General features: G+C 71.1%; 19 protein-coding genes. 9 read left to right on the forward strand and 10 right to left on the reverse strand.

Annotated features, from left to right (window positions below; genetic code table 11):
* Positions 1 to 17: 17 nt before the first annotated feature.
* Entirely contained in the window at positions 18 to 482 is a 465-nt protein-coding gene (locus N5079_RS21975; RefSeq protein WP_261585848.1) for an RrF2 family transcriptional regulator, read from the reverse strand.
* Positions 483 to 577: 95 nt separating this feature from the next.
* On the opposite strand from N5079_RS21975, the gene N5079_RS21980 reads away from it, so the two are divergent.
* Positions 578 to 2,059: a cryptochrome/photolyase family protein gene (locus tag N5079_RS21980; protein WP_261585849.1), complete on the forward strand. Its 1,482-nt coding sequence runs from the start codon at positions 578 to 580 to the stop codon at positions 2,057 to 2,059.
* Positions 2,060 to 2,061: 2 nt separating this feature from the next.
* Here N5079_RS21980 and N5079_RS21985 read toward each other — a convergent pair whose 3' ends face one another.
* A complete protein-coding gene (locus N5079_RS21985; protein ID WP_261585850.1) occupies positions 2,062 to 3,774 on the reverse strand; it encodes an endonuclease/exonuclease/phosphatase family protein in 1,713 nt (570 codons plus the stop codon).
* A 273-nt stretch (positions 3,775 to 4,047) separates the two neighbouring features.
* On the opposite strand from N5079_RS21985, the gene N5079_RS21990 reads away from it, so the two are divergent.
* A complete protein-coding gene (locus N5079_RS21990; RefSeq protein ID WP_261585851.1) occupies positions 4,048 to 5,226 on the forward strand; it encodes an ROK family transcriptional regulator in 1,179 nt (392 codons plus the stop codon).
* Between the two features lie 24 nt (positions 5,227 to 5,250).
* Here the strand turns inward: N5079_RS21990 and N5079_RS21995 are convergent, their stop codons facing one another.
* From N5079_RS21995 to N5079_RS22010, 4 genes are all read right to left on the reverse strand, one after another.
* Positions 5,251 to 6,699, reverse strand: coding sequence for a glycoside hydrolase family 3 protein (locus N5079_RS21995; protein ID WP_261585852.1), 1,449 nt, complete (start codon positions 6,697 to 6,699; stop codon positions 5,251 to 5,253).
* A gap of 96 nt (positions 6,700 to 6,795) precedes the next feature.
* Positions 6,796 to 7,647 (reverse strand): carbohydrate ABC transporter permease, encoded by an 852-nt coding sequence (locus N5079_RS22000; RefSeq protein WP_261585853.1) that lies wholly within the window; start codon positions 7,645 to 7,647, stop codon positions 6,796 to 6,798.
* The gene (locus N5079_RS22005) at positions 7,644 to 8,660 is read right to left on the reverse strand and encodes a carbohydrate ABC transporter permease (RefSeq protein WP_261585854.1); all 1,017 of its coding nucleotides are present in this window, start codon (positions 8,658 to 8,660) and stop codon (positions 7,644 to 7,646) included. The genes N5079_RS22000 and N5079_RS22005 overlap by 4 nt, the downstream gene beginning before the upstream one ends.
* Before the next feature lie 5 nt (positions 8,661 to 8,665).
* Positions 8,666 to 10,000: a sugar ABC transporter substrate-binding protein gene (locus N5079_RS22010; protein ID WP_261585855.1), complete on the reverse strand. Its 1,335-nt coding sequence runs from the start codon at positions 9,998 to 10,000 to the stop codon at positions 8,666 to 8,668.
* A 164-nt stretch (positions 10,001 to 10,164) separates the two neighbouring features.
* Here N5079_RS22010 and N5079_RS22015 point away from each other — a divergent pair, with 164 nt between their 5' ends.
* Together N5079_RS22015 and N5079_RS22020 are read left to right on the forward strand one after the other, a co-directional pair.
* Positions 10,165 to 11,328: an ROK family transcriptional regulator gene (locus N5079_RS22015; RefSeq protein ID WP_261585856.1), complete on the forward strand. Its 1,164-nt coding sequence runs from the start codon at positions 10,165 to 10,167 to the stop codon at positions 11,326 to 11,328.
* Between the two features lie 16 nt (positions 11,329 to 11,344).
* Positions 11,345 to 11,983 carry a M15 family metallopeptidase gene (locus N5079_RS22020; RefSeq protein WP_261585857.1) on the forward strand — a complete coding sequence of 213 codons (639 nt, stop codon included), beginning with the start codon at positions 11,345 to 11,347 and terminating at the stop codon, positions 11,981 to 11,983.
* Positions 11,984 to 12,021: 38 nt separating this feature from the next.
* Here the strand turns inward: N5079_RS22020 and N5079_RS22025 are convergent, their stop codons facing one another.
* From N5079_RS22025 to N5079_RS22040, 4 genes are read right to left on the reverse strand one after another with little or no spacing between them, the layout of a single operon-like run.
* Complete coding sequence (locus N5079_RS22025; RefSeq protein ID WP_261585858.1) at positions 12,022 to 14,004, reverse strand: N,N-dimethylformamidase beta subunit family domain-containing protein; 1,983 nt, start codon at positions 14,002 to 14,004, stop codon at positions 12,022 to 12,024.
* 8 nt (positions 14,005 to 14,012) lie between these two features.
* Entirely contained in the window at positions 14,013 to 15,287 is a 1,275-nt protein-coding gene (locus N5079_RS22030) for a condensation domain-containing protein (RefSeq protein ID WP_261585859.1), read from the reverse strand.
* Complete coding sequence (locus N5079_RS22035; protein WP_261585860.1) at positions 15,284 to 15,520, reverse strand: acyl carrier protein; 237 nt, start codon at positions 15,518 to 15,520, stop codon at positions 15,284 to 15,286. Before N5079_RS22035 ends, N5079_RS22030 begins: the two co-directional genes overlap by 4 nt.
* Positions 15,477 to 20,597 carry a non-ribosomal peptide synthetase/MFS transporter gene (locus N5079_RS22040; RefSeq protein ID WP_261585861.1) on the reverse strand — a complete coding sequence of 1,707 codons (5,121 nt, stop codon included), beginning with the start codon at positions 20,595 to 20,597 and terminating at the stop codon, positions 15,477 to 15,479. Before N5079_RS22040 ends, N5079_RS22035 begins: the two co-directional genes overlap by 44 nt.
* Positions 20,598 to 20,902: 305 nt before the next feature.
* On the opposite strand from N5079_RS22040, the gene N5079_RS22045 reads away from it, so the two are divergent.
* From N5079_RS22045 to N5079_RS22065, 5 genes are read left to right on the forward strand one after another with little or no spacing between them, the layout of a single operon-like run.
* Entirely contained in the window at positions 20,903 to 22,354 is a 1,452-nt protein-coding gene (locus N5079_RS22045; RefSeq protein ID WP_261585862.1) for a class I adenylate-forming enzyme family protein, read from the forward strand.
* Positions 22,351 to 23,826 (forward strand): condensation domain-containing protein, encoded by a 1,476-nt coding sequence (locus N5079_RS22050; RefSeq protein WP_261585863.1) that lies wholly within the window; start codon positions 22,351 to 22,353, stop codon positions 23,824 to 23,826. The genes N5079_RS22045 and N5079_RS22050 overlap by 4 nt, the downstream gene beginning before the upstream one ends.
* The gene (locus tag N5079_RS22055; protein WP_261585864.1) at positions 23,823 to 24,749 is read left to right on the forward strand and encodes a thiamine pyrophosphate-dependent dehydrogenase E1 component subunit alpha; all 927 of its coding nucleotides are present in this window, start codon (positions 23,823 to 23,825) and stop codon (positions 24,747 to 24,749) included. The genes N5079_RS22050 and N5079_RS22055 overlap by 4 nt, the downstream gene beginning before the upstream one ends.
* Entirely contained in the window at positions 24,740 to 25,732 is a 993-nt protein-coding gene (locus tag N5079_RS22060; protein WP_261585865.1) for an alpha-ketoacid dehydrogenase subunit beta, read from the forward strand. The genes N5079_RS22055 and N5079_RS22060 overlap by 10 nt, the downstream gene beginning before the upstream one ends.
* Positions 25,725 to 26,948, forward strand: coding sequence for a 2-oxo acid dehydrogenase subunit E2 (locus N5079_RS22065; protein ID WP_261585866.1), 1,224 nt, complete (start codon positions 25,725 to 25,727; stop codon positions 26,946 to 26,948). Before N5079_RS22060 ends, N5079_RS22065 begins: the two co-directional genes overlap by 8 nt.
* Position 26,949 lies beyond the last annotated feature (1 nt).

The following is a 26,949-nucleotide window of genomic DNA, read 5'->3' on the forward strand; positions in this document are numbered from 1 at the left end:
CGTCACCTTCGGGCATGTCAGACCGGCGTGTGCGAGTCCCACGCGGAGGGGTCGGACGACAGCTCGGTCACCCGCGGCGGCAGCTCGCCCTTGGCGATCTGCTCCAGCGTGACCGCTTCGAGGATGGCCCGCTCACTGGCCCGCAGCGCGATCCACACCTGCTGGAGGGCCTGGGCGGCGCCCAGATAACCGACGTGCTCGGGACGCTCTCCGCGGACGTTGGCCAGTGGGCCGTCCACCGCGCGGATCACGTCGGCCAGGGAGATCTGGCCGGCCGGACGGGCCAGGACGTAGCCCCCCTCTGGACCCCGCTGGCCACGGACAAGGCCGGCGCGGCGCATCTGGAGCAGGATGTTCTCCAGGTATTTGGGGGGCATCTCCTGCCCCTTGGCCAGCTCGCCCACCGTGGTGGGTCCCTCGCCCGCGGCGGCGAGCTCGGCGGCGGCACGGAGTGCGTAGTCGACACGGGCAGAAAGTCGCATGTAGTCGATTATCCCGCCTGGTTGGCACTGGTTAGACGGCAACCTGACAAGTGGCCCCATCAATGTCGTCAACCGGCACGGTCGTAGCCTGAAGCATGGGGAAAGCGACCAGACGATGGCTGTTCGCCGACCAGCTCGGGGACCACTTCCTGGACTCTCCCGACCAGCCGGTGCTGCTGGTCGAGGCCCGGTCGGTGCTGCGGAGAAGGCGCTTCCACCGGCAGAAGGCCCATCTGGTGCTCTCCGCCCTCCGCCACCGCGCCGCCGAGCTCGGCGACCAGGCGGTCTTCGCCAGAACCCGCACGTACGGTGAGGCGCTCGACCGGGTCAAGGGCGAGCTGAGCGTCTGCCAGCCGACCAGCCACGCGGCGCTCGCCTTCGTCTCCGGCCTGGAGGGGGTGGCCGTACTGCCCGCGCGGGGCTTCACCACATCCCAGGAGGACTTCGCCGCCTGGGCGGCCGGGCGCGGCCGCCACAGGCTGCTCATGGAGGACTTCTACCGCGAGGCCCGGCGGCGGCTCGACGTGCTGATGGAGGGCGACGAACCCGTGGGAGGCCGGTGGAACTTCGACGCCGACAACCGGGAGCCTCCGCCGCCGCGCGGTCTCGGCATCCCCGCGCCGTGGTGCCCGGAGGAGGACGAGATCGACGCGGAGGTGCGCCGCGACCTCGACCGCTGGGAACGCGACGGTGAGGTGTCCTTCGTCGGCAGGGACGCGCCGCGCGCCTTCCCCGCCACCCGGGGCGAGGCGGCCGAGGCGCTGGCGCACTTCGTCGCCCACCGGCTGCCGGCCTTCGGGCCCCACCAGGACGCCATGCTCTCCGGCGACCGGGTGATGGCGCACAGCATGCTGTCGCCCGCGCTCAATCTGGGCCTGCTCGACCCGATGGAGTGCGTCCGGGCGGCGGAGACGGCCTACAGGCGGGGCAGGGCGCCGCTGGCCGGAGTCGAGGGCTATGTGCGGCAGCTCATCGGCTGGCGTGACTACATCTGGCACCTCTACTGGCACCTCGGGCCGGACTACCGTGACGAGAACCTGCTGGCCGCCCACACCCCGCTGCCCCGGTGGTTCGCGGAGCTCGACGCCGACGCGGTGGAGGCACGCTGCCTGTCGTGGGCGCTCGCGCAGGTCCGCGACCACGGGTTCACCCACCACATCGTCCGCCTGATGGTGCTGGGCAACTACGCGCTCCAGCGTGGGTTCGACCCGCGTCAGCTCAGCGACTGGTTCCACCGCTGTTTCGTTGACGGCTACGACTGGGTGATGACGCCCAACGTCGTCGGCATGTCCCAGCACGCCGACGGCGGCGTGCTCGCCACCAAGCCGTACGCCGCGAGCGGCGCCTACATCAACCGGATGAGCGACTTCTGCGGGGAGTGCCGCTACCGCCCCAACCGGCGGACCGGAGACGACGCCTGCCCGTACACCACGGGCTACTGGTCGTTCATCGCGCGCAACGCGGACCGGATGGCGGCCAACCCGCGCATGGCCCGCAGTGTGTACGGCATGCGCAAGCTGGCCGACATCGACGAGGTGCGCGAGCACGAGGCCGCCCGGGGGGACGCGCCGCCCTGACCTCAGGTGAGGCGCAGCCTCACGACGACGGGGAGATGATCGGAGAACGGCACCCGCGGCGCGTCGGCCTCGATCGCCTCCAGACCCCGGCCGATCAGCACGTGGTCGATCCGCTTCACCGGGCGGTCGGCGGGCGAGGTGAGGGGATCGCCGAGCGCGATCAGGGGGTCGGACAGCCCCGCGGCCTCCAGTACGCGCATCTCGGGGTCCGACGGGGTGGTGTTGAGGTCGCCCGCCAGGATCACGGGGCGGGGCTCGGCGAACCCCATCCCACGGGGCAGGGCGCCCGCCGCCAGCCGCCTGACGATGGCGGCGACCTCGGGAGCCTGTCCCGGAGGAGCCTGGAGGTGCGTGTTGACGATCCCGACCTGGCGCCCGCCGACGCTCAGCACAATGGACTGCGCCTGCGCGCCCGTCGGGTGGCCGTGCCGCCCGAGCGGGACCGACGTCACCTCCCGGACCGGCAGGTTGGTGAGCACCGCGTCCCCCCACAGATGACCGGCGGCGGGGGCGAAGCGGTAGCGCATGCCGAGGCCCCTGGCGATCCGCGCGAGGTCGTCGTGTCCGCCGTTGAGCAGCCAGCCCCGGTCGACCTCGCTGAGCAGCACGACGTCGGGGTGCCTGGTCCGGGCCCAGGCCGCGATCCGGTCGAGGTCCAGGGTCCCCCTGAGGCCGAAGCCCATCCGGATGTTGTAGGCGACGAGCGTGAGCTCCGCCTTTCCGGTCTCCCGCCCGGCCGGAAGGGTCTGCCAGGTCGTCAGCCCGGCGAGCAGGCCCAGCGACACCGATACGTGGATCCACTTTTTCGGCGCCCGCCGCACCGGTTCGGCCCCATGCCGCCGGGCCGTCCGCGCGGCGATCACGGTGACCAGTACGGCCACCGCCACGGGCACCGGCCAGTTGGGAAAGCCCAGATCGGCGTCATAGGCGGCGTAATAGAGAAAGGCGGCCACGAGGAACACCGCCATCCCGCCCAGGAGCGCCGCGCCGTTCCTCCGCCCCGGCGTCGTGCCGAGCCCGGCGAGGCCCACGCAGGCGCCGAGGGCGGCCGCCGCCACCAGGGTGGGCACGCCGGTCACGCCGCCTTCGGCGAGCGCCACCCCGAGGACCAGGAAGAGCCCGGCCCACCAGCCCCACCGGGTCGTCCACGCGTAGACGACGGCCGCGCAGAGTGCCACGACCCGCAGCGCGACGGACAGGGCGGTGAACGGCGCCGAGTGCGACTCCGTCTGGTCGACCAGGAAGCCCGTGCCGCCGAAGCACATGCCGGTGAGCAGGAGCGCCGGGCCGAACACGAACCAGACGGCGGCGGGCGCGAGATCGCCGGACGGGGGCGAAAGCCGTACCGACCAGAGGAAGAGCGCGCAGATCATGACTACGGCGAGCCAGGGGAGCGGGCCGTCGCGCCAGACCAAATCGACCTGGTCGAGCGTCATATGCAGGATCATCGAGGCGGCGAGCCCGGCCATCAGCGCGGTGGGGACGACGTCGCGTTCCGTCGTGCGGGCGGAGCCGTACAGGAAGACGAGACCCGCGGACACGCCCGCGGATGCCAGGTAGAGCTGGGGCGGGCCGCCGCCGGTCGCCTGCAGGCCCAGGCGGGCCGCCACGAGCAGGGCCGCGCCGCCTATCTGGATCCAGCGTGGCGTCACCAGGCGGGACAGGGGGATCGCGGCGAACGGGATCGCGAACCAGGCCGCCGCGAACAGGCCCATCCGCTCCGGTGGCGTATCGCCCGCTCTGCCGTACAAAGTGATGAGAGAGGGTAGGAAAACTCTTAACAGATCGAAGAGCAGCGGCACGCCTAAAACCAGGGCCCAGTGCTTCTTCCACATGAGTCTTCCTCGTGTCTGGTCAGAGAGGTATGAGAGCCGGTCCACAGCGTTCCACATGCTTGTTCGCTCGCTAAGCTTGCAGGAAACTTTGTTGACGATTTGCCAGCGCAGATTGTTGGAGCGCGACGGGGGCCCACCATAGAAAGCAGGAGCATGGAGCGACGACCTGGGGTGCCCAGGCTGCTCCGGGAGATCAACGACCGGGCCGCCCTGGAGCTGCTGCTGGCCTCGGGACCGCTGACGCGGGGCCAGATCGGCGAGCTGACAGGGCTGTCCAAGGTCACCGCCTCCCAGACGCTGGCCCGCCTCGAAGAGCGCGGCCTGGTCGAGGTCGTCGGTGAACAGGCCGGGAACCGCGGGCCCAACGCCGCTCTCTACGGCGTCATCCCGTCATGCGCGTACGTCGCCGGGCTGGACGTGGGCCCCGACTCGGTCACCGCGGCGATCGCCGACATCAACGGCGACGTGGTCGCCGAGGTCACGGCCTCGCCGAACGGCCACGACGACCCGGTGTCCATCGTCCACAACGCGGTCGTGAAGGCCTGCCGGTCGGCCAAGGTCGCGCTGTCGCGGCTGCGCGGTGTCGTGATCGGCACGCCCGGCGTCGTGGACCCCCGCACCGGAGACGTGCGGTTCTCCTTCGACCTGCCGCACTGGCACGAGGGCATCCACGAGGCGCTCGCCAGGGATCTGCGCCGCGACGTGACGATCGAGAACGACGTGAACCTGGTCGCGATCGCCGAGCGGGCCAAGGGCGCCGCCCAGGAGGTCGACGACTTCGTCCTCCTGTGGGTCGGCCGGGGCATCGGCCTGGCGGTCGTGCTCGGCGGGCGGCTGCACCGGGGCCGCTCCGGCAGCGCGGGTGAGATCGGCTATCTGCCGGTTCCCGGCGTCCCATTGGCTGAGGACGTCAAGGCGACGCCTGGGCGGATGCCGTCGCTCGCCGGCGGCCTCCAGTCCCTCATCAGCGCCGAGGCCGTGACCGAGCTCGCCGGGGAGTACGGCTTCGCCGAGGGCGGCGCGGCCGACCGGGTGACCGCGGCCGTGTCCGCGGGGACGGACGGCGACCGGATGCTGGACGAGATCGCCTCCCGGCTCGCCCTCGGCGTCGCGTCGGTGTGCGTGGTGCTCGACCCGGGCCTCGTGGTGCTGGCCGGCGAGATCGGCCTCGCGGGAGGCGCGAGCCTGACCACCCGAGTGGAGGAGGCGGTCGCCCGGATCTGCCCCATCCGCCCCCAGGTGGTCACGAGCGAGGTGGACGGCAGCCCCGTGCTCCGGGGCGCCGTCCTCGCCGCGCTCGAACAGGCCCGTGAGGAGATCTTCGCGTCGTAGCCGTAAACGCTGGGCCGTCAACGCTTAGGCCGTCAGCAGCTCGACGGCCGCCTGGGTGTTGGCGCGGGCCGCGCCGTACGTCGCGATGTAGGCGGCGGCCTCGGGGCGCCAGATCGGCAGGCCCATCTCGACCAGGATCGCGTCGGAGCGGGCCGCGAGCAGTGCGGAGACGAACCCCTGGCTCTGCGGGTACCGATGGGCGTCCTTGACGACGATGATCAGCGAGCGGCCGGTCGCGCGCTCCAGCAGCGCTGCGGGGTCGGCCTCGTCAGGCTTGACCCGGACGATCTCGGCCTCGGGCAGCCACGGCGCGACACCCCAGGGCACGTCGCCGACGGCGATGGTCGGCGGCGTGTCGACCTCGATCACGAAGGGGTCGACCAGGGGTGACGCCGAGCCCGAGAGCGAGACGGCGCGGCGGGCCGCGTCGAGGCCGATGACGTTGTTCTCGGCCGCGTCGGGGCGGGGTGAGGCGAACCACTCCCGAAGGCTCGCCACCCGCTCGTTGGCCTCCTCCAGCCGGGACAACGGCAGCCAGCCGGAGGTGACGGCCTCGACGATCTCGGCCAGCATCCGCTCGATCTCGTCCGGTGTGGGAAGCGGCCCGAGGCAGAGGAGGTCGGATCCCGCGGCGAGGGAGCGTACGCCGCCGCCGCCGAGGCCGACGCTCTTGGTGATCGCGTGCATGTCCAGGGCGTCGGTGACCACGACGCCGTCGTAGCCCATCTCCTGGCGCAGCAGGGTCGTCAGCGCCTCGCTGCTGAGCGTGGCGGGAGACGTTCCGGTCAGGTGCGGGACGGCCACGTGGGCCGTCATGATCGACTTGGTGCCCGCTTCTATGGCCGCGCGGAACGGGACCAGCTCCCGCTCCCACAGCAGCTCCCTCGACGCGTCCACGAGCGGGATCTCCAGGTGGGAGTCCTGCCGGGTGGCGCCGTGGCCGGGGAAGTGCTTGACGCAGGCGGCGACCCTGAGGGACTGCAGGCCGCGGATGGCGGCGACCGTGTGCCTGGCCACCAGCTCCGCGGTGGAGCCGAACGACCGGGTGCCGATGACCGGGTTGTCGTCGGCGGTGTTGACGTCGGCGACCGGGCCCATGTCGAGGTTCACGCCGCAGCGGGCCAGGTCGGAGCCGATGGAGTGATAGACCCGCTCGGTGAGGTCCACGTCGTCGACGGCTCCCAGCGCCGCGTTCCCCGGATAGGGGCTCCCGGTGTGGTAGGCCAGCCGGGTGACGTCGCCGCCCTCCTCGTCGAGGGAGATGACGGGGCGGCCCGCGCCGTTCAGCTCTCCGGTGAGGGCCGCGAGCTGATCCGCGCCGCGCACGTTGAAGCCGAAGAGGGTGACGCCACCGAGGCCACCCTCCAGCCCTCGCAGAACCCAGTCGGGGGCGGTCGTGCCCTGGAAGGCCACGAGCAGCGTGCCGGCCGCGAGACGATGCAGCTCACTGGGCACGCGGGAAGAGGCAGACATGCTGTCCTTACCTAGAGGTGTTGGTATGGGTCGCGGGCACGTCCGGTACGGCGACGCCCTCGTGGGGCGGTAGCCGTACCGGTGCCCGGAGAGGGATTATCCCTTGACTGCGCCCGCGACCAGGCCGGAGACCATGCGCCGCTGGACCAGCAGGAAGAAGATGAGGACCGGGATGGTCATCAGGGTCGAGGCGGCCATGATCCCGCCCCAGTCGGTCGACCGCTGGCCGACGAAGAACTGCAACGCGATCGGCATGGTGTACTTGCCCTGGTCGCCGATCAGCGTGAGGGCGAAGATGAACTCGTTCCACGCGGTGATGAACGAGAAGATGCTCGTGGCCACCAGTCCGGGAGCGACCAGCGGGAACAGGACCTTCCAGAAGGTCGTGAACCGGCTGGCGCCGTCGATCCAGGACGCCTCCTCCAGCTCCTTCGGCACGGCGGCCACGAAGGTCCGCAGCATCCAGACGGAGAAGGGCAGGCTCAGGCCGACGTTGATCACGATCAGGCCGGGTAACTGGTCGTACAGGCCGAGCCGCTTGACCATGGTGAACAGCGGGATCAGCAGGGCCTCGGCAGGCACCATCTGCACGATCAGCAGCAGGATCAGGAACGTCGTCCGGAACCGGAACCGAAACCGGGCGACCGCGGTCGCCGCGAACAGGGCGAAGACGGCACCGATCGCGACCGCGCTGAGCGCCACGATGGCGCTGTTCCCCAGGTAGCGCCAGATGGAGTGGCCGGCGACGCCCTTCGTGAGGACGCGGGACACGTGGTCCATCGACGGCGGGCTCGGGAACGGGATGAAGCTCGTGGTGAAGATCTGGTCATCCGGCTTGAAGGCCGTGGCCACCATCCAGTAGACGGGGAAGACCGCGAACAGGAACACCGCGACGCCGGCCGCGTTGAGCGCGGCCCGATTGATCCTCTTGCGGACGAGAGGGTTCATCGGACGTCCTCCGTCTTCACGATCTGCCGGACGTACACGAAGGTGATCACCATCAGGATGGCCGTCAGCACGACCGCGATGGCGGCGCCCAGGCCCATCTTCGGGGGATTGCTGAACGCCTCGGCGTAGCCCCACAGCGACAGGTTGAACGCGTCGCGGTTCACCGTGCCGCCGTTCAGCAGGTACAGCTCGGTGAAGACCTTGAAGTCCCAGATGATGGACAGCACCGTCAGGACCGAGAACACCGGCTTCAGCAGCGGGAAGGTGATCTTCCTGAACGTGGTGAATCCGGTCGAGCCGTCCATCGTCGCCGCCTCGTACAGCTCGGCGGAGATGCTCTTGAGCCCGGCGAGGACGGACACCGCGATGAAGGGGAACGACGCCCAGACCACCGCGATGGTGAGCACGAGGTAGAGCGTGAAGGTGTCGTTGAACCAGGGGTACTCGCTCCAGTCCGCCCGGCCGAAGAGCAGCCTGGACAGCCCGTCGGGGAGGAGGTTCAGCGCCCAGTTCGCGACGCCCGAGGAGGGGTCGAACAGCCACTTCCAGATGATGGCCCGCGCGGTGGGCGGGGTGGCCCACGCGGCCATGATGCCGATGATGACGAACGTCGACATCTTCTTGCCGAGCTTGTTGAGCAGAAGGCCGACAAGGGTCCCGAGGACGAGTGTCAGCGCCACGGTGACGACCGCGAAGACGACCGTGTTGCGCAGCGACGACCAGAACAGGTCGGAGCCGAGGACCGTGTCGTAGTTGTCCAGCCCCACGAACTCGGCGGGCGCGGGGTTGGTGGCCTTGATCTGCCGCAGTCCCACCTTGTGGAAGGACATGTCGACCATCTGGTACAGCGGGTAGAGCAGAAGGGCGCCGATGATCAGCAGGCCGGGCAGGAGGAGGACGTAGGGCACCGCCCCGTTGGGGAGGCCGGACCCGCGCGGCGGCCGTGTCGTGTGCCGCCGCGACGGGGCGGAGGGGTGGCCCCCGCCCCGTGCGATGGTTGACGTCTGGGTCATGATCCCTACTGGTTGAGGATCGTCTCAAGCTCGGTGTTGGCGTCCGCCAGAGCCTGGTCGACGGTCTTCTTGCCGTCGATCACCGCGCGGGCCGCGTTCTGCAGCACCGCCTTGGTGTCGTTGGCCTCGGCCCAGTTCGGGCTGGCCGGGAAGCCCTTGGCCACCTTGAAGGTGTCCGTGAACGGCTTCTGCGCCGGGTCGTTGCCCATCTCCTGGAGCGCGTCCGGGTAGAGCGGAAGCAGGCCGCCCTCCTTGGCGTACCGGACGCCGAACTCCTTGCCCGCGGCGAGCTTGAGGTACTCGGTGGCGAGCTCGAGGTTCTTGGTGTCCTTCCAGATGGCGATGTCGTTGCCGCCCTGGAAGGCCGGGGCCGGGCCACTGCCGTCCTTGGCCGGGAGCGAGAAGAAGCCCATCTTCGACTCGTCGATCTTGCCCTTGCTCTGCTCCTTGATGGACGCGATGTCCCAGCCGCCCGTGACGTACATGCCGACCTTGCCGGCGGCGAAGCGCTGGGCGATGTCCACGGAGTTCTGCGTCAGGCGGCCCTTGCCGGACACGCCGTCCTTGGCGACCAGGTCCGTGTAGAACTGGAAGCCCTCCTTGAAGGCCGGGTCGGTGAGCTTGCCGACCCACTTGCCGCCCTCGAAGGCGGCGAAGTCGCCACCGGCGGACCAGACGAACGGCGACAGGGACATGTTCGCGTCGGAGCCGCCGTTGAAGGCGAAGCCGTCGACGTCCTTGCCCTCCTTCTCCACGATCTTCTTGCCTGCGGCGATGAGCTCGTCCCAGGTCTTGGGGACCGTGATGCCCAGCTTGTCGAACCAGTCCTTGCGGTAGAGGACGGCGCGGGTGCCGCCGCCCCAGGGAGCCGCGTAGACCTTGCCGTCGATCGTCTCGTAGCTCCACAGGTTCTGCGGGATCTGCTGGAGATCGGCGTCGTTCTTCGTCACGTCCGTGATGTCGGCCAGCGCGTCCTGCTGCACCCAGGCCGCGACCTGGTCGTTGCCGAACTCGGTGACGTCCGGGCCCTCACCGCCGGCGAGCGCGGCGGTCCACTTCTTCTGCGCGTCGGGCCAGGGGATCCACTGGACTTTGGCGTCGGCGCCCGTCTGCTCCTTGAACTTGGCGCCCAGGTCGTCCATGTACTTCTGGAAGACGTCGGTGGGGGCGCCGAGACGCCAGACGGTCAGAGTCTGGCCGGCGAACTTCGGACCGCTGGCCGCCGCCGACGCGGCAGCGGTCGGCTTGGTGTCGGTGGAGTCCCCGCTTCCACAAGCGGCGAGACCCAGGGCCAGGGCAGCGGTGGCAGTGGTCGCCGCCGCGATTTTCGTGATTTTCACGTTCGTTTCTCCCTTTTCGATCCAGGGATGCGCACATATGGGGGAGTCGGCGGGCCGCTCACCTCTTGATCGCTTTGCCTCCGGAGTGGCTGCCGCTAAACTAACAAGAAACTTTCTTAAAAAAAACCTGCGTTAGCGGATCGTGACGAGAGGGGAGCCAGCCAGTGCCTCTACGACCGGGTACACCTCGGCTGTTACGCCAGATCAACGACCGGGCGGCACTGGAACTGCTCCTCTCGAAGGGGCCCCTGACCAGGGCCGAGCTGGGAGAGCTCACCGGGCTTTCGAAGGTCACCTCCGGCCAGCTCCTGTCGAGGCTGGAGACCCGCGGCCTTGTGACGGCGGCCGGGGAGCGGCCGGGAGGGCGCGGCCCCAACGCCGCCCTTTACGGAGTGAATCCGGCAAGCGCCTACGTCGCGGGCCTGGAGGTCCTGCCGGACAGCGTCACCGCGGGCGTGGCCGACATCACCGGGACGATCGTCGCCGAGATCACGGTCGACCCCACCGACGCGGGCGACCCGGTGAAGATGGTGCACGGAGCCGTCCTCCGGGCGTGCGAGTCGGCCGGCGTCGAGCTCTCCCAGCTCCGCTGCCTCGTCATCGGCACCCGCGGCGTCGTGGACCCCGCGACCGGTGAGGTCCGCTACTCCTTCGACCTGCCCGCCTGGCACGTGGGGATCCTCGGCGGCCTGCGGGCCCTCCTCGGCAAGCCGGTGATCATAGAGAACGACGTCAACCTGGCCGCCCTCGCCGAGCAGGCGTACGGCGCGGCCGAGGACGTGGACGACTTCGCCATCCTCTGGGCTGGCGTCGGCCAGGGCCTCGGCGTCATGCTCGGCGGCCGCCTGCACCGTGGCATCACCGGCGGCGCGGGGGAGATCGGCTGGCTGCCCGTCCCCGGGGAGCCGCTCCCGACCGACGTGACCGCGCCGCAGTCCGGCTCCTTCCAGCGCCTCATCGGCGGAGAGGCGCTCGCCGGCCTCGCCGCGGCCCACGGCGTGAGCCGGGACGACGGTGTGGCCGCCCTGGTCCGTACGGCTCTCGCCACCGGCAACTGGGCCTTCATCGACGAGCTGGCCGGACGGCTCGCGGTCGGCGTCGCCGCGGTGTCCGTCGTGCTCGACCCGACCCTCGTCGTCCTCAGCGGCGACGTCGGCCGGGCCGGGGGGCACGAGCTCGCCGCCCGGGTCGAGGAGTGCGTCGCGCGGGTGTGCCCCAGCAGGCCGGCCGTCGCGTGCACCCGGGTCGAGGGCAACCCGGTGCTCCGGGGTGCGATCGTCGCGGCGCTGGAGCGGGCCCGTGAGGAAGTCTTCTCGGACACCGTGTGACGGTAGGTTGCTTACCATGCCCATTCTGATCTCCGATCCCCGCGTGACCTCGATCCCCGTCGAGGAGTGCGGGGAGCCGCTGTGCGACGTCCGGGGGCGGCTCCGGCTCGACAGACGGCTCGCCGACCCCGAAGGGGCCTACGCCCACCTGCGGGAAGGCGTGCTGGCCCGGCTGGAGGACGCGCAGAGCCGCCTTCCCGGCGGGTGCCACATCGTCGTGGTCGAGGGCTACCGGCCGATCTCGCTGCAGAGCCGGTACTTCGAGGAGTACAAGGCCGAGTTGGGCGCGCTGTATCCGGAAATGTCGGCCGGGGAGCTGCACAGCGCGGCCAGCCGGTACGTCTCTCCGGTCGAGGTGGCCCCCCACACGGCGGGCGCGGCCGTGGACCTCACCCTCTGCGACGACGACGGAACGGAGCTCGACATGGGCACGGCCGTCAACGACAACCCCGAGCAGAGCGACGGCGCCTGCTACACCGCCGCGCCCAACATCAGCGCGGACGCCCGGCAGAACCGCAAGGTCCTCGGCGTCGCACTGGAGGCCGCGGGCCTCGTCAACTACCCCACCGAGTGGTGGCACTGGTCCTACGGCGACCGCTACTGGGCCATGACCCGACGGGCCCGCGCCGCCATCTACGGCCCCGTCACGCTCTGACGCCGGTCATGGTCTGAGCGCGTCATGCCGCCGGCCCGTCAGCCTTTGACGGTCCGCCACCGCAGGGGCTGGCCGCCGCCCGCCGTCACCAGGCGGCCCGCGTGGGCGGCCAGGACGGCGGCGTCCGGCGCCTCGCCGAGGTCGGACCACTCTGCCGGTCCGTTGACCGGCAGACGGGTGCGGACGCGGTGGTCGTCCCCGAGAGCGTACAAACGTCCGTTGCTGCCGCTAAGACAGATGGCGCCGCCGGCGTCGCCGATGTCGCGCCACGGAGGCGGCGTCATCGTGGTCTCCGCCGCGACCGTGGTGCTCGCCGCCGTCTCGGTGAAGGTGGCGGCCCACAGGCGGCCGGTAGAGGTGGCGGCGAAGAAGGTGGAGTCGCTCACCCCCAGGGCCGTCGTTCCCGGCGGGACGCGCCCCACATCGATCCAGTCCGCCGGCTCCGGGCGCGCCTCGCGGTAGCGGAGCACGCCGTCGGTGGTCACACCGTACAGGCCGGTGCCGAGCCCGGCGGCGGCCTCGCGGGGGGCGTCGAGGCAGTGCACGCCGCCCGCCGAGCCGATCGGCAGCCACCTCAGGTTCTGCCCGCACAACTCACGGGTGAGCAGCGTGTCGCCGGCGCCCACGGCGTAGAGCGCCGAGCCGGAAGCGGCCAGCGCGCGGATGTCGGTGACCGGCCCGATCACCTCCCAGGCCGGTACGGCGGGCCGGGACAGCCGATCGACCACGTTTCTCGTGATCCGCTCCACTACCGGGTCGTGGAGGGTGTTGCCCCAGTTGATCGTGGCGGCGTTGAAGACCGTGCCGCGGCCGGAGGAGAAGACGCCCATCGTCGCCCAGCCGCCCTGGCCGCCGGAGCTCCAGTGCCGCAGGTCGGCCGTCGCCAGCACGACGAAAGACGGCGGCGTGCCGTCCCGGCAGGTGACCCGCGGCACGCCCAGGACCTCGGTGAACTCCGCGGCGTCGGTCTCGTAGCCGAGCGCGCCCTGACCGAACTTGTCGCCGTCGGTGAGCCCCGTGCCCTCGAACACCCAGTGCCCGGCGAACCTCGCGGTGTAGGCCTCCTCACGCATCAGCGCCATGTCCGGCCCCCACGTGCCCGCGCCGTTGCGGAAGCTCACGCCGGTCAGCGAGTTCTCCGGGCGGGAGACGGGCGCGCTCGACCACTCGACGGTCGTCAGACTCGGGTCCTCCACCGGGTCGGTCACGGGATCGCGGTGGCAGACCATGGTCCGGCCCTCGATCCGGATCTGCCACCAGCAGGTGTTGCCGGCGAAGAACGCGATGTTCCCGCCGCGCCGGACGAACTCCTCGCACGCGTCCCGCATCTCGGCCGACCAGTACTCGTCGTGCCCGTTGACGATCAACAGCCGGTAGGCAGACAGGAGGCCGAGGTCGAGGTCGAGCCCGGAGCAGTATTCGGCCACGTAGCCGGCCGGGCCCAGCCAGCGGAGCATGCCGTCCTCCCACCGCTCGGGCGGCGGGCCGCCACCGGGCCGGTCGAATGTCACCCGCGCCGCGCGGTCGGGCTGCTCGTTCCAGTAGACGCTCTCGCCGGGGATGCCCGCCCGGTTGTACGCCTGCCACGTGGCGAACGGGATGGACACCAGGATGGGGGAGGTCGCGCCGGGCGTGGCCTGCCGTACGACGAAATAGACCTCGTTGTCGGGAGACGCGCCGGAACCGGGAAGGTCGCCCGACGCGCGGGAGACGAGCACGCCGGGCTCGGGCGGTCCGCTGACGAATCGCGCCCGGTAGAGCGAGCTCGGCCAGTCCGGCGGCACATCGAGGACCCACGACGGCCCGCGCACGGACGCCGTCAGCATCAGTGCGTCGTTCGTGGCGTCGTGTACGACGACGCCCAGCGAGCCGTCCCCTTCCAGGCGGAACTCCAGCGCCTCGCCCTGCGCGCACGAGGTCGCGGTGGCGTAGGCGCGCACCTCGGTCATCTCACGGGTCATCTCACGGGCCACCTCAGGGGCCACCTCAGGGGCCACCTCAGCGGGCATCGCGGGGCTCATGTCAAGGCTCATCTCAGGGCCGCCTCGACGATCAGCCTCTCCAGCCCGAACAGGAACCGCTCGATGTCCTGCCTGGACAGCCAGCGGGTGTCGGCGGTGAGCGAGACCTGCATCGCGCCCGACAGGTGCACGCAGAACCGGCAGTTGAGCTGCTCCTGGCTGAGCGGCCAGGTCAGCGACGACTCCGACAGCGCCTGCCGGATCAGCGCCTCGTCGCGGTCGACGGCCTGCTCGGTGAAGCGCATGTCGTTGAAGCAGCAGTAGGGATGGATCGGCGTGCCCCGGTCCCGGCTGGTCTCGGCGACGATCCGCTCCCGGTCGGCCGGATCGTGGTAGGCGCTCCGGTAGGCGCGCAGCACCGCCGGGTGGGCGGTGGCCAGCAGGTCGGCGAACCGGGACTTCTCCACGTCGAGGACGAACAGCCCCTCCTGCGACAGCGTGGTTACGGCGGTGCGGGTGTCGGCGCGGAAGCGGTTGCTCACGATGGGCAGCACGGCCACGGTCTCGTGGCCGGTAACCTCCGCGACCAGCGCGCTCACCGCCGTGAGCAGCACCGTCGAGGTGCTCGTGCCGTGCCGTACGGCGAGGCGCTGGGCGGCCAGGTCGATCGCAGGCGAGTTCAGCGTGCCCCGCCAGATCGGCGGCAGCTCGGCCCCGCCCGACGGCACGTGGAACATCGTGGGCGGCATCCTGCGGTGCTCGCGCTCCCAGTAGGACGCGGCGCTCCACGCCTGCCGCCGTCCGGCCGGCGACTCCTGCCACAGGGCCAGGTCGAACGGCTGCGGGGGAGCGCCGCCCTGGAGCCTGCCACGCAGGAGCAGCAGCCTGAGGTCCCGGACGACCTCCTCCGCGCCCAGGCCGTCGGAGGCCATGTGGCAGAAGGCGAGCACCACGTGGGTGACCTCGTCGCCGCGCGTCACGAGCGCGACCCGGAGCGGCCACTCGGACGCGTAGGCGAAGGCGTTCGCGGTCAGCTCGGCCAGGATCTCGGCGGGGTCCGCGTCCGCGACGATCCGGACCGCCAGCTCGCCGCGGTCGCGCAGGTCCTGGCACGGTCCCGGCCCGACGAGCGTGCGCAGGGACTCGTGCCGCTCCAGCAGCAGGCCGATCCCGCGCGACACGTGGGCGACCGAGGCGGGCCGCGCGCCGCGCGGGACCTCCAGCACCCGGCCGAAATTGAAGTAGTGGTCGTCGGGCGCGGTCCGCTCGATGGTGTCCCAGATCGCTCGCTGTCCCCAGGTGAGCGGGGCCGTGCCGGACCGCGCGCCCGAGAAGGCGATCACCGGGCCGCCGACACCCAGGCGGCCAGCCCTTCGACGCTGTCGAGGAAGGAGACGTCCCCGCCCAGGTCGATCTCCACGTCGTACTCCCGCTCGACCGCGTCGATCAGCCGCATCTGGGCCAGGGAGGTGACGCCGAGGTAGGACAGCGGGACCGACGCCTCCAGGACCTCGGCCGCCGTGATCTGCCCGTCACACGACTCCGACACCAGCTCGGCCAGTCTTTCCTTGAGCATCGTTTACCTTTCTGTGCTGGAGACCCACGAGGTCGTCGGGGGTCGCGTCCGGGACCTCGTCGTCGAACCGGGCCAGGACGGGGGCCGCCATCGCGCCGAGCGCGACGACGGCGATGAAGGCGGCGAACACGACGTACATCGCGCCGATGCCGCTGAGGAGGCGGACGCCGAGCGGGGCGATCACGCCGACTCCGAGCGGGATCGTTGACCAGGCCACCATCTGGTTGAGCGCGAACACCCGGCCGTGGAACCGCTGGGGCACCTTCACCTGGATGATCGTCGCGTAGACGCCGTTGACGAGGGCCAGGCCGTACGACACTCCGAAGGCGCCGATCCCGATGAGGAGCAGCGACGTGTCCAGGCCGACGACCAGGCAGGAGACGGCGATGAGGAGCGTGGCCAGGAGCAGGCCGCGCATCCGGCTGTGGCGGGGGCCGCCCCACACGGCCATCGTGAGGCCGCCGGCGACCGCGCCGACCCCGGCGACCAGCGCGATCGCGCCCGCGTCGGCGAGCGTGCCGAACGACAGGACCAGGGGCGAGTACATCATGAACACCGGCGACAGCCCCAGCGACAGCAGCGCGAAGAAGATCACCATGGCGCGGAAGCTCCGGTTGCCCACCGAGAGCCGGAAGCCTTCGGCGATCTCGCGTCCGACCGTCTCCCGTCGCCGGTGCGCCATGGTCGCAGGGAAGGCCACCAGCGCCAGGACGGTGAGGGTCACGACGTGCCCGGCGACGTCGAGCACGAGGATGCCCTTCAGCCCGGCGACCGAGAGCAGGCCCACGGCGACCAGCGGCGCGACGAACTGGGCGACGCCGAGCGTCATCTGCGCGACGCCGTTCGCATGCCCGAGGTAGCGCTTGGGCACGAGTTGCGGTACGGCCGACGTGAAGGCCAGCCGCTGGAACGTCAGGGCGACCGACAGCGCCGCCAGCAGGACGTACAACGGCCAGGCGGCGAGCTTCCCCGTCCACAGCAGGAGCGCGGCGGCCGCCTGGATCCCCAGCGCCGCCGAGTTGCCCGCGATCATCACCGCGCGCCGGCTCGACCGGTCCACGACCGCCCCGGCGAGCGGGGCCGCCAGGATCCCGGGGATCACCGCCAGCACCTGGAGCACGGCGAGCTGGGCCATCGACCCGGTCCGCAGGTACATCCATACCGGGATCGCGAACTCCGTCAGCGTCGAGCCGACCAGGCACGCCATCTGGCCCGTCGCCACCGTCAGGAACCGGCGCAGCGTCGGCTCCGGCCCCCGAGGCTTCTCCTCGGCCAGCCCGTCGTGGGTGGTGGTGACGATGGCCGCCAGCTCTTCAGCCCGATATTTCAGGAAATAGTGGCCACCTTCGTCGAGAACGACGAGGGCCGTCGTGCCGGTGAGGAAGCCCCACTCTCGATAGCGCTCCTCGTAGTAGTCCGTCGCGGGGTCGTATTCGCCCACGACCGAGATGATCGGCGCCGACAGCTTCTCCACCCCGGCGTCGATCAGCCGGGTGAAGTAGTCCTCGGCCTCGCGGGCGTCGTGCCGCATGTTGCGGATGATGAACGCCTTCTGGTCCTCGGTCAGGCCCGACAGGTCGGCGCCGAGCGCGGTCAGCCAGTTGATCTGCGCGCGGTCGCTGCGCAGGCGATCCAGCCGGGTGACGGCGGCCCAGCGGCCCATCAGGCCCTTCGTCGGCCGGGCGAACGGGAAGATCCCGCCCATGTAGACGGCCTCGACCGCTCGGCCCCTCGCCTCCAGCCGACGGGCGATCTCCACGATCAGCGCGCCGCCGACGCCGCAGTGGCCGTACAGCGCGACCGGGCCCGTCACCTTCTCCAGGATCTCCTGGACGCATCGCGCCGCGACCTCCTCCAGCGGCCGGGGCTCCTCCGCCAGCCCGAGGTCGTGGCCCGGCACGGCGACAGAGAACAGCGCGCAGGTCTCCGGCAGCGCGTCTGCCAGCGGCTGGTAGACCACCGCGCTGCCCCCGCCGTACGGCACGCAGACCAGGCTGAGCGTGGCCTCGCGACCTGGTGGCGTCAGCTCGTACAGCAGGCCGCGCGGGGCGCCGCCGGTTGTGGCGAGCTCCGCCAGTTGCCTGATAGTGGGCCGCTGGAAGAGGTCCATCAGGCTGATCGGGTGGGCGGGAAGCTCGCGCCGCAGGCGGGCGACCACGCGGGCGGCCAGCAGCGAATGGCCGCCGAGGTCGAAGAAGTCGTCGAGCACACCCGCGTGGCGCAGGCCGAGCACGTCGCACCAGGCCGCGGCGATGATCTCCTCGATCTCGCCGGCCGGAGGCTCGAACGGCACGTCCTGGTCGGGCCGCTCGTCCTCAGGCTCGGGCAGGGCGGCGCGGTCGACCTTGCCGTGCCCCTTCAACGGCAGCTCGTCCAGCCAGACGTAGCGGGTGGGGATCATGTATTCGGGCAGCCGCGTGCCGAGCTCCCGTCGCAGCTCCGCGACGCTCGCCCGCTCGCCCACCAGGTAGGCGACGAGTTCCCCTCGGCGGGCCTCGGTCACCGCGTGGGCGACGCCCGGGCAGAGCCGCAGGGCCTCGTCCACCTCGCCGAGCTCGACCCGATAGCCGCGGATCTTGACCTGGTGGTCGCGGCGGCCGAGGAACTCCAGGTCGCCGCCCGGGAGCCAGCGCGCGAGGTCGCCGGTCCGGTAGATCCGGCCGTGCCCGGACTCGACGAAGGCCGCCTCGGTGAGATCGGGCCTGCCCAGGTAGCCGCGGGCCAGCCGGTCGCCGCCGATGTACAGCTCGCCGGCCACGCCGATCGGCACGGGCCGCAGGTGCGCGTCTAGCACGAGGACCCTGGCGTGGCCGAGGGGACGGCCGATGGGGGTGGTCGGACCGGTCGGATCGACGTCGGCCCCGACCCGGTAGGTCGTGACGCCGATAGTCGCCTCGGTGGGGCCGTAGTGGTTGACCACCTCTCCGAGAGCGGCGAGCTCGCGGGTCCACTCCCAGCTCGACCCCTCGCCGCCCAGGATCAGCAGCCGCCTCGGCATCAGCTCGCGCACGTCCACGTCGGCCGCGAGCGCGGCGAGATGGGACGGCGTCATCTTGAGGTAGTCGACCTCCGGCATGCGCGCGGCCAGCTCGGGGGCGGAGATCCGCGACGGCACCATGTGTACGGTGCCCCCGGTCATCAGCGACAGGTAGAACACCGTCATGCCGAAGTCGAACGTGAGCGACTGCGGCAGCGCGAAGCTCGCGCCCTCGGTGACGCCGAACCTGTCGCGCACGTCGGCCAGGTAGTTCATGACCTGCCGGTGCTGTACGGCGACGCCCTTGGGGCGCCCCGTCGATCCGGAGGTGTAGATCACGTAGGCCAGGTCGTCCGGCGCGGGCGGCGGCCAGGCGTCCATCGTCCCGATATCGTCGGGGCCGATGACCGGACCGGCGAAGACAGGGAGGTTCGCGGTTCCGATGACCACAGCGACGCCGTCCAGCATGTGACTGAGCCGCTCGGCGGGCTGCTCGGGATCAAGGGGCACATACGCGCCGCCCGCCTTCAGCACCGCGACGATGGCGACCGCCTGGTCGAGCGACTGCTCCAGGCAGATGCCGACCGGGACGTCGGCCCCCACGCCCAGCTCACGCAGCCGCGCGGCCAGCCCGCCCGCCCTCGCGTCCAACTCGGCGTAGGTCAGCGCGGCCTCGCCGTACCGGACGGCCACCGTCGCCGGAAAGCGGCGCGCGGTGGTCTCGACCAGCGCGGCCAGCGTGGGCGCGGGCGGCTCTGGTGTGGGAGAGCCGGCGCTCCATCCCGTCAGGACGGCCCGCTCCGCGGGGGCGAGCAGGTCCAGCTCGGAGACCGGCGCGCCGGGGTCGGCCACGATGGACCACAGGAGGGTCTCGAAGTTCGCGGCGAACCGTTCGACGGTCTCCCGCTCGAACAGGTCGGCGCTGTGGACGAAGAACGCGTCGAGCCCGCCGCCGGACGGGAGGACCTCCAGCGACAGGTCGAACTTCGACTGCTGGAAGCCGGGGTCGTACCGCTCGGCGGTGATCCCGGCCAGGGTCAGGCCCTCGTTGGTCTCGCTGCGCAGGCTGAACTGCGTCTGGAAGACCGGCGTCCGGCTGAGGTCGCGCTCGGCCCTCAGCTCGGTGACGAGCCGGTCGAACGGCGTGTCCTGGTGGACGAACGCGTCCACCACGGTCGCGCGAGTGCGGCGGAGCAGCTCCCGGAAGGAGGGATCGCCGGAGAGGTCGGCCCTGATGGCCAGCGTGTTGAGGAAGAGCCCGATGAGCCCTTCGGTGTCCTCGTCCTCGCGGGCGGCCACGGGGGAGCCCACGCAGAAGTCCGTCTGGCCCGAGTAGCGGCAGAGCTGGGTCTGGAAGGCCGCCATCAGCAGCATGTAGAGCGTCACCCGCTCGGACCTGGCCAGCCGCACGAGCTGGCCGGTCAGAGAGGACGGCAGCCGCCAGGTGACGCAGCCGCCGCGCGAGGTCCTGACGCGGGGACGAGGCCGGTCGGCGGGAAGCTCCAGGACCGGCGCCCCGGCCAGCAGCTCCCTCCAGTGGGCGAGCGACCCGTCATGGGTCTCGGCACGCTGGCGGATCGCGTGGTCGGCGTATCGCATCGGTAACTCGGGGACCGAGGGGGGCGTGCCGTCGCGGAAGGCCTCGTAGTGGGCTGCCAGCTCGCGCAGCAGGATCCCCAGCGACCACCCGTCGCCGGCGATGTGGTGCAGGACGATGACGAGGACGTGCTCCCTGGGGGCCAAGCCGATGAGGCGGGCCCTGATCACCGGGCCGCGGGCCAGATCGAACGGGCGGTTGGTGACCTCGGCGACCAGCGCGGCCGCCCGAGCCTCGTCCTCCGCGGCCACCCGCTCCAGCGTGAGCCCGGTGGCCTCGACCACCTGCACGGGACGGCCGTCCACCGCCGGGTAGCGGGTGCGCAGCACGTCATGCCGCTGGACGATCGCGTCGAGGGCGCGCTCCAGCGCGTTCGCGTCGAGAGGCCCGTGGAGCCTCTCGGTTACGCAGATGTTGTATGACGCGTCGCTGGGGTTGAGCTCGTGCAGGAACCAGAGCCGTTCCTGTCCGAGGGAAAGCGGGATCTCCGAAATGGCAAGCATCTCCACCGGCGTGAGCCCCCAAGTGGTCGGATGAATGCAGCCCAAATAGCCGAGGTAGGCGCCCCGGCAAGACTAACTGGAAAGAATCTTTGCAATTAGAGGTCGTCGCAAGTCTGGCACGCCTCGGGTCGACTCACAAGCCCTATCGATCAACGAGAGTCCCCGCCGCTGACTGACCCCAACCCCTTGTCCGGGGTCCGCCCGGCATGCCAGACTGGCCTCGACCTAACTGGAAAGAATCTTTTCAGTAAGCCGGGTCCCGGCCCGCTGGCCGGGTGCAATTCATCCGATCTATCGGGGACATAATGAGAACCGCGCTCGAGGTGCCGACGCTTCCCGACCTCCTGGCGGCCCGTGCCGCCGCCGAGACGGGTGGCGTCGCCATGATCGTGCACGGGTCCGGGGAGCTCACCTTCGGCGAGTGGGACGAGCGGTCGAACGCCGTCGCCAACGCGCTGCTCGCCCGCGGCGTCGGCCACGGCGACCGGGTGGGGCTGGTCTTCCCCGGCGCGGCCTGGATGGACTACGCCGTCGCGTTCCTCGGCGTGCTGAAGGCGGGCGCGGTGGCCGTGCCGCTCTCCGACCGGATGCCGCCCGCGGAGATCGGCCAGATCGCCTCGCACTGCTCGACGTCTCTCATCATCACCGACCTGCACGAGCTTCCGAAGGGTTCGTCGGAGGCGCCCGGGGTGGCGCTCGGGCCGGGCGACGTGGCGCAGATCCTCTACACCTCCGGGACCACCGGCAGGGCCAAGGGCGTCGCCGCCACGCACGCCAACCTGGCATTCGGCGCGCAGCGGCAGCCGCGGCGCAGGGCGTTCGCCCACTCCCGGCACCTGGTCCACGCCTTCCCGATCGGCACCAACGCCGGGCAGATGATGCTGTTCAACGCGCTGAACGCGCATCCGGCCGTGGTGACGTTGCCTCGCTTCACGCCCGGCCGTTTCGCCGGACTCATCGAGAAATATCAGGCTGGAACGGTCTTCGTCGTGCCGGCGATGGCCATTGAGCTGCTCGGCAACCGGGTGAGCTACGACCTGTCCAGCGTGCTGCTGCTCGGCTCGGCCGCCGCGCCGCTGCCGTCGGCGGTCGCGACGGGGCTCACCGAGATGTTCCCCAACGCGACGATCACGAATTACTACACCTCGACCGAGGCGGCCCCGGCGCAGACGATCATGATTTTCGACCCGGACCGTCCCGGATCCGTGGGCAGGGCCGCGGCGGGCGGCGGCGTCCGGATCTGGTCGTCCGAGCGCGAGGCCGTCCCTCCCGGTGAGATCGGCGAGGTCTGGATGCGCTCACCGGCCGCACCCCGCTCCTACTACAACGACTCCGGATCCGACGTCTTCCGCGAGGGCTGGATCCGGATGGGCGACCTCGGCTACCTCGACGAGGACGGCTACCTCTACCTGGTCGACCGGGAGAGCGACGTCGTGAAGTCGGGCGCGTTCAAGGTCTCCACGCTGAAGGTCGAGGACGCCCTGCACCGGCATCCCGCCGTGATCGAGGCGGCGGCCTACGGCGTTCCGCATGCCGTGCTCGGCACGGCTGTCGCGGCGGCCGTCGTGCTGCGGGCCGAGGTGCCGAACGTGGAGCTGAGGGCCTTCCTGGGCGACCTGCTGGCCCAGCACGAGATCCCCGCCGAGATCGTCAGGATGGACGTCCTTCCGAGGAACCACAGCGGCAAAGTGGACAAGCGAGCGCTGCGGGCAGCGTCGCAAGCAGGGTCACAAGCAGTGTCGGGAGCGGGGTCATGAGCGCCGGGACGGACGCCGCGCCGGCGCAGGTGTCGTTCGCCCAGGTGGGGATGTGGATCACCGAGCGGATGGGCCGCGCGGGCTCCGCGTACCACATGCCCCTGCTCATCACCCTCGACGGCCCGCTCGACCCCTGCGCGCTGATCCAGGCGTGCGAGGCGCTGATCCGGCGGCATCCCATCCTGTCGAGCGCGATCGAGGAGCGCGACGGCATCCTGGTCGAGGTCCCCGGCGCCCGCCCGCCGATCAGGGTGACGGTCGCCGGCGACCTCGACGAGCTGGTGCGCGAGGAGACCCTGCGGCCGTTCGACGTCGAGCGGGGACCGCTGGCGCGGATCACGCTGGCCCGCGTCTCGCCCACCCGCCACGTCCTGATCTTCGTGGCCCATCACCTCGTCTTCGACGGCGAGTCGAAGGACGTGCTGGTCCGGGACCTGGCCGCCTTCTACAACGGCGTTCCGCTCGTCCGCCTGCCCGTGTCGTACGCCGCGCACGCCGAGGCGGAGCGCGACCGGGTGGCCGCCGACCTCGACGCGGCCCGTGACTACTGGCGCGAGCACTGGCGGGAGCCGGGCGAGGTCGCCCTGCCGGGACTGTCCGGCGCGCCCTCACGCGGAGCCGCCGAAGGGTTCGTGCACACCTTCCGGGCGGAGCTGCCCGACGTGCCCGGCGCCTCCCGTTTCGAGGTGTTCCTGGCGTGCGTCCACGCGCTCCTGTTCGCGTACGGCAACGCCGAGCCGGTCTGCGCGATCGATGTGTCCACCCGGACGCCCGAGGTCCGCGACCACATCGGGCTGTTCGTCAACGAGCTTCCCGTGTCGTCCACGCCCTGTCCCGGTATGACGGTCGCCGCCCTCGCCGTCCGGCTCCATGGGGACCTGCGGGAGATGTACCGGTTCCGCCCGGTGCCGGTCGCCCGCGCCGTCCGGGGGCTCCGGCCCCGTACGGCACTGGCCCCCGTCTCGGTGAGTTACCGCAAGCGGCGGGCGGATCCACGGTTCGCCGAGCTGGATGCCGCCGTGGACTGGACGGTCTTCAACCACGCGGTCCGCAGTGCTCTGCACCTCCAGGCGGTCGACGGCCCCGACGGCCTCACCGTGATCATGCAGTACAGCTCAAGCGTCCTTGTGACCCAAATAGCGAAGGACCTCACCGCAATCATGAAAAATCCGGACACTGTCCTGGGGGAGATCGTGGCAGGCCGTACGGAACCGGCGAGCCTCGCGGACGAGATCAGGGCCATCTGGCAGGAGGTGCTCGGCATCGACGAGATCGGTGACGAGGAGGACCTCTTCGACCTGGGCGGTCACTCTCTGACCATCACGCAGATCATCGCCCGCATGCGCAAGCGCCTCGGCATCGAGGTGCCGCTCGACGTGTTCTTCGACACCCCCACGATCGCCGGGGTCCTCGAGTCGATCGGCGACTCGGTGGAGGCCGGACGGTCCGACGTGGCGGGCAGCCGCCGGTGACGGAGCCGGCCGCAACACTCGTCCGGCTCCCTCGGGCGGCCGACGAAGACCTCGACCTGCTGCTTCTGATCAGGCACTTCGAGCTCGCCCTGCTCGACCTCTTCGGCCGGGGCGAGCTCAACGGCACGACCCACACCTGCGTCGGCCAGGAGTACGTCCCCGTCGCGCTCCGGCGGCTGCTCGGGGAGACGGACTACGTGTTCAGCAACCACCGGGGGCACGGCCACTACCTCGCGAGGTTCGACGACCCGGAGGGGCTGCTCGCCGAGATCATGGGACGGGAGGGGGCCGTCTGCAACGGGGTGGGCGGCAGCCAGCACATCCTCCGGGACCGCTATGTGTCCACCGGCGTCCAGGGTGAGAGCCTCCCCGTGGCCACCGGAGCCGCGCTGCACCTGAAGCGCACCGCGCCCGGAGCCCTGGCCTGCGTCTACATCGGCGACGGCACCTGGGGGGAGGGCGCCGTCTACGAGGCGCTGAACCTGGCCTCGCTCTGGCGGCTGCCGCTGCTGATCGTCGTCGAGCACAACGGGATCGCGCAGTCAACGCCCACGGCTCGCCAGATGGCCGGGACCGTGCGCTCCCGCGCCCAGGCGTTCGGCGTGCGCCACCACGGCATCGAGACCTCCGATCTCAACGCGATCAGGCACGAACTCGCGCCGCTCGTGGCGGAGGTGCGGTTCGAAGGCCGGCCACTGGTCGTCGAGTTCGTCACGCATCGGCTCGGCCCGCACAGCAAGGGCGACGACACCCGTCCCCCCGAGGTCGTCGAGCACGCGCGGGCCCGCGACTGGTACGGCCTCTACGCCGAGGCCCATCCCGAGCAGTTCGCCCGCGCGGACGAGGCCCAGCGCGCCCGAGTCGCGGCGATCGTCCAGGACGTCTCCGCCCGTCCGCTCTCGGGGTGGGATCCGTGCGCGTAGCGGAGAACCTCAACGCCGCCCTGCACGGCCTGCTGGAGGCCGACCCTTCGGCGTACGTGATCGGCGAGGACATCCTCGACCCGTACGGCGGCGCCTTCAAGATCACCAAGGGGCTGTCCAGCCGGTTTCCCGATCGGGTGCTCGGCACGCCCATCAGCGAGTCCGGCATCACCGGCCTCGCCGCCGGGCTCGCCCTGTGCGGTGACGCGGCCATCGTCGAGATCATGTTCGGCGACTTCGTGGCGCTGGCCTTCGACCAGATCGTCAACTTCGCCGCCAAGTCGGTCTCGATGTACGGCTCGCACGTCCCGATGCGGATGGTCGTCCGGTGCCCCACCGGGGGCGGCCGCGGCTACGGCCCGACCCACAGCCAGAGCATGCAGAAGCACTTCATCGGCGTGCCGGGGCTGTCGGTCTACGAGATGTCGCCGCTCCACGACAACCGGGCAGTGCTCGCCGCCATGCTGGCGTCGGGCGGGCCGTCCGTGTTCTTCGAGGACAAGGTCCTCTACACCCTGCGCATGCACGACGTCGGCGACCTGTTCCGGCACGACTTCGTGCCGGGGACCGACGTCGCCCGGGTCTTCCTCGACGACCCGTCGGCGGCCGACTGCGTGATCATCGCCCCCGGCGGGATGGTCGACCGGGCGGTCCGGGCCATGCGGACGCTCCTTCTGGAGCACGAGGTGACGTGCTGCCTGCTCGTCCCCTCGCGGCTCTACCCATTCGACGCCGAGCCGCTGCTTCCCGCTCTCCGGGGGGCGAGAGCCGTACTGGTGGCGGAGGAGGGCACCGCGGGCGGGACCTGGGGGAGCGAGGTGGCCCAGCGGATCCACCGGCTCATGTGGAAGGATCTCCGGCGGCCGGTGACGCTCGTCCACTCCGCCGACAGCGTGATCCCCACCGCCGCTCATCTGGAGCGGCGGGTGCTCGTGCAGGAGTCCACGATTCACGACGCGGTGCTGGAGGCCCTGCGTGACTGATATCCGGGTGCCGAAGCTCAACAACAACGACACCTCCTACATCCTGATCGAATGGCTCGTCGAGGACGGCCAGCAGATCAAGGCCGGCGACCCCGTCGCGGTCCTGGAGACCTCCAAGGCGACGGAGGAGCTGGTCAGTGAGGAGGACGGCTTCCTCTGGCAGGCCCTCCCACTCAACGCCGACTGCCCGCCCGGCGCGCTCATCGCCCGGCTGACGAGCGAGGAGGTCCGGCCCGGCTCCGAAGCCGGGGCACGGGACGGCGGGGCGGGGCACGCCAGGTCGTGGGACGGCGGAGCTCGGGATGGCGCGGCGGGCGACGGCGCGGCGGGGAATGGCGCGTCCGGCGCCGAACCGCTGATCACCGCGCCCGCGCAGGCGTTGATCGACCAGCTGGGCATCGACCTGGCGGACGTGCGCGCCCTCGGCGTGTCCGTCGTCCGCCGCGCGGATATCGAACGGCTCGCCGCGACCCGTTCCGAGGCGAGCACGCGCCCGGAGGGCACCCCCTCGGCCGAGGGGACCACGCCCGCCGCCGGCCTGCTGTACGAGCTGTCCCGAGTGCAGCGTGCGGTGGCGAGGGCCGTGCGCACCTCGCACGAGATCATCCCGACGGCGTACACGGTGGTGAAGACGGACGTCGGCGCGGCGCTGGAACTGGCGGGGAGGCTGACCCGTGAGGTCAGGCGGCCGGTCGGCCTGCCGGAGCTCGTGACGCACGCGGTGGCGCGGATGCACGAGGAGTTCCCGCTGTTCTACGCCACGCTGGTGGACCAGGAGTCGGCCAGGCTGGCGGAGGCTCCCCACGTCGGCGTGACGATCGACACCGGAGCAGGCCTTTACGTCCCGGTCATCCATGACGCCGGGCGGAGGTCGATCAAGGAGATCGCGAGCCGCCTGATGGAGTATCGGCTGGCCGCCCTCACCGGGGACTTCCGCGAGGACGACCTGGCCGGGGCCAACATCGCCGTCACCCTGCACCACGACGGCGACGTGACGCTCGCCATCCCGCTGATCTTCCCGGGCCACGTGTGCGCCCTCGCGGTGACCTCGCCGCAGGCGGTGCTCCAGCTCGAAGGAGGCCAAGTGGTCAGCCGGAGCGTGGCCAACATCGGCCTTAGCTACGACCACCGCCTCATCAACGGGCGGGACGCGGGCCTGTTTCTCCGGGCACTCAAGACCAGGCTGGAGTCCCCAGCCGAGGTCTTCAGCGCGTAGT

Origin of the sequence: Planotetraspora sp. A-T 1434, from assembly GCF_025420585.1 — a bacterium.
In the GTDB taxonomy this organism is placed as follows: domain Bacteria; phylum Actinomycetota; class Actinomycetes; order Streptosporangiales; family Streptosporangiaceae; genus JAOEGB01.

Excerpts from the sequence above, each read along its gene's own strand:
- N5079_RS21990 (WP_261585851.1), top strand. The coding sequence starts at position 4,048 with ATGGAGCGACGACCTGGGGTGCCCAGGCTGCTCCGGGAGATCAACGAC.
- N5079_RS22035 (WP_261585860.1), bottom strand. The coding sequence starts at position 15,520 with ATGCTCAAGGAAAGACTGGCCGAGCTGGTGTCGGAGTCGTGTGACGGG.
- N5079_RS22005 (WP_261585854.1), bottom strand. The coding sequence starts at position 8,660 with ATGACCCAGACGTCAACCATCGCACGGGGCGGGGGCCACCCCTCCGCC.
- N5079_RS22020 (WP_261585857.1), top strand. The coding sequence starts at position 11,345 with ATGCCCATTCTGATCTCCGATCCCCGCGTGACCTCGATCCCCGTCGAG.
- N5079_RS21995 (WP_261585852.1), bottom strand. The coding sequence starts at position 6,699 with ATGTCTGCCTCTTCCCGCGTGCCCAGTGAGCTGCATCGTCTCGCGGCC.
- N5079_RS22050 (WP_261585863.1), top strand. The coding sequence starts at position 22,351 with ATGAGCGCCGGGACGGACGCCGCGCCGGCGCAGGTGTCGTTCGCCCAG.
- N5079_RS21985 (WP_261585850.1), bottom strand. The coding sequence starts at position 3,774 with ATGGGCCTGTTCGCGGCGGCCTGGTTCGCGATCCCGTTCGCCGCGATC.
- N5079_RS22025 (WP_261585858.1), bottom strand. The coding sequence starts at position 14,004 with ATGAGCCCCGCGATGCCCGCTGAGGTGGCCCCTGAGGTGGCCCCTGAG.
- N5079_RS22000 (WP_261585853.1), bottom strand. The coding sequence starts at position 7,647 with ATGAACCCTCTCGTCCGCAAGAGGATCAATCGGGCCGCGCTCAACGCG.
- N5079_RS22040 (WP_261585861.1), bottom strand. The coding sequence starts at position 20,597 with ATGCTTGCCATTTCGGAGATCCCGCTTTCCCTCGGACAGGAACGGCTC.
- N5079_RS21980 (WP_261585849.1), top strand. The coding sequence starts at position 578 with ATGGGGAAAGCGACCAGACGATGGCTGTTCGCCGACCAGCTCGGGGAC.
- N5079_RS22045 (WP_261585862.1), top strand. The coding sequence starts at position 20,903 with ATGAGAACCGCGCTCGAGGTGCCGACGCTTCCCGACCTCCTGGCGGCC.
- N5079_RS21975 (WP_261585848.1), bottom strand. The coding sequence starts at position 482 with ATGCGACTTTCTGCCCGTGTCGACTACGCACTCCGTGCCGCCGCCGAG.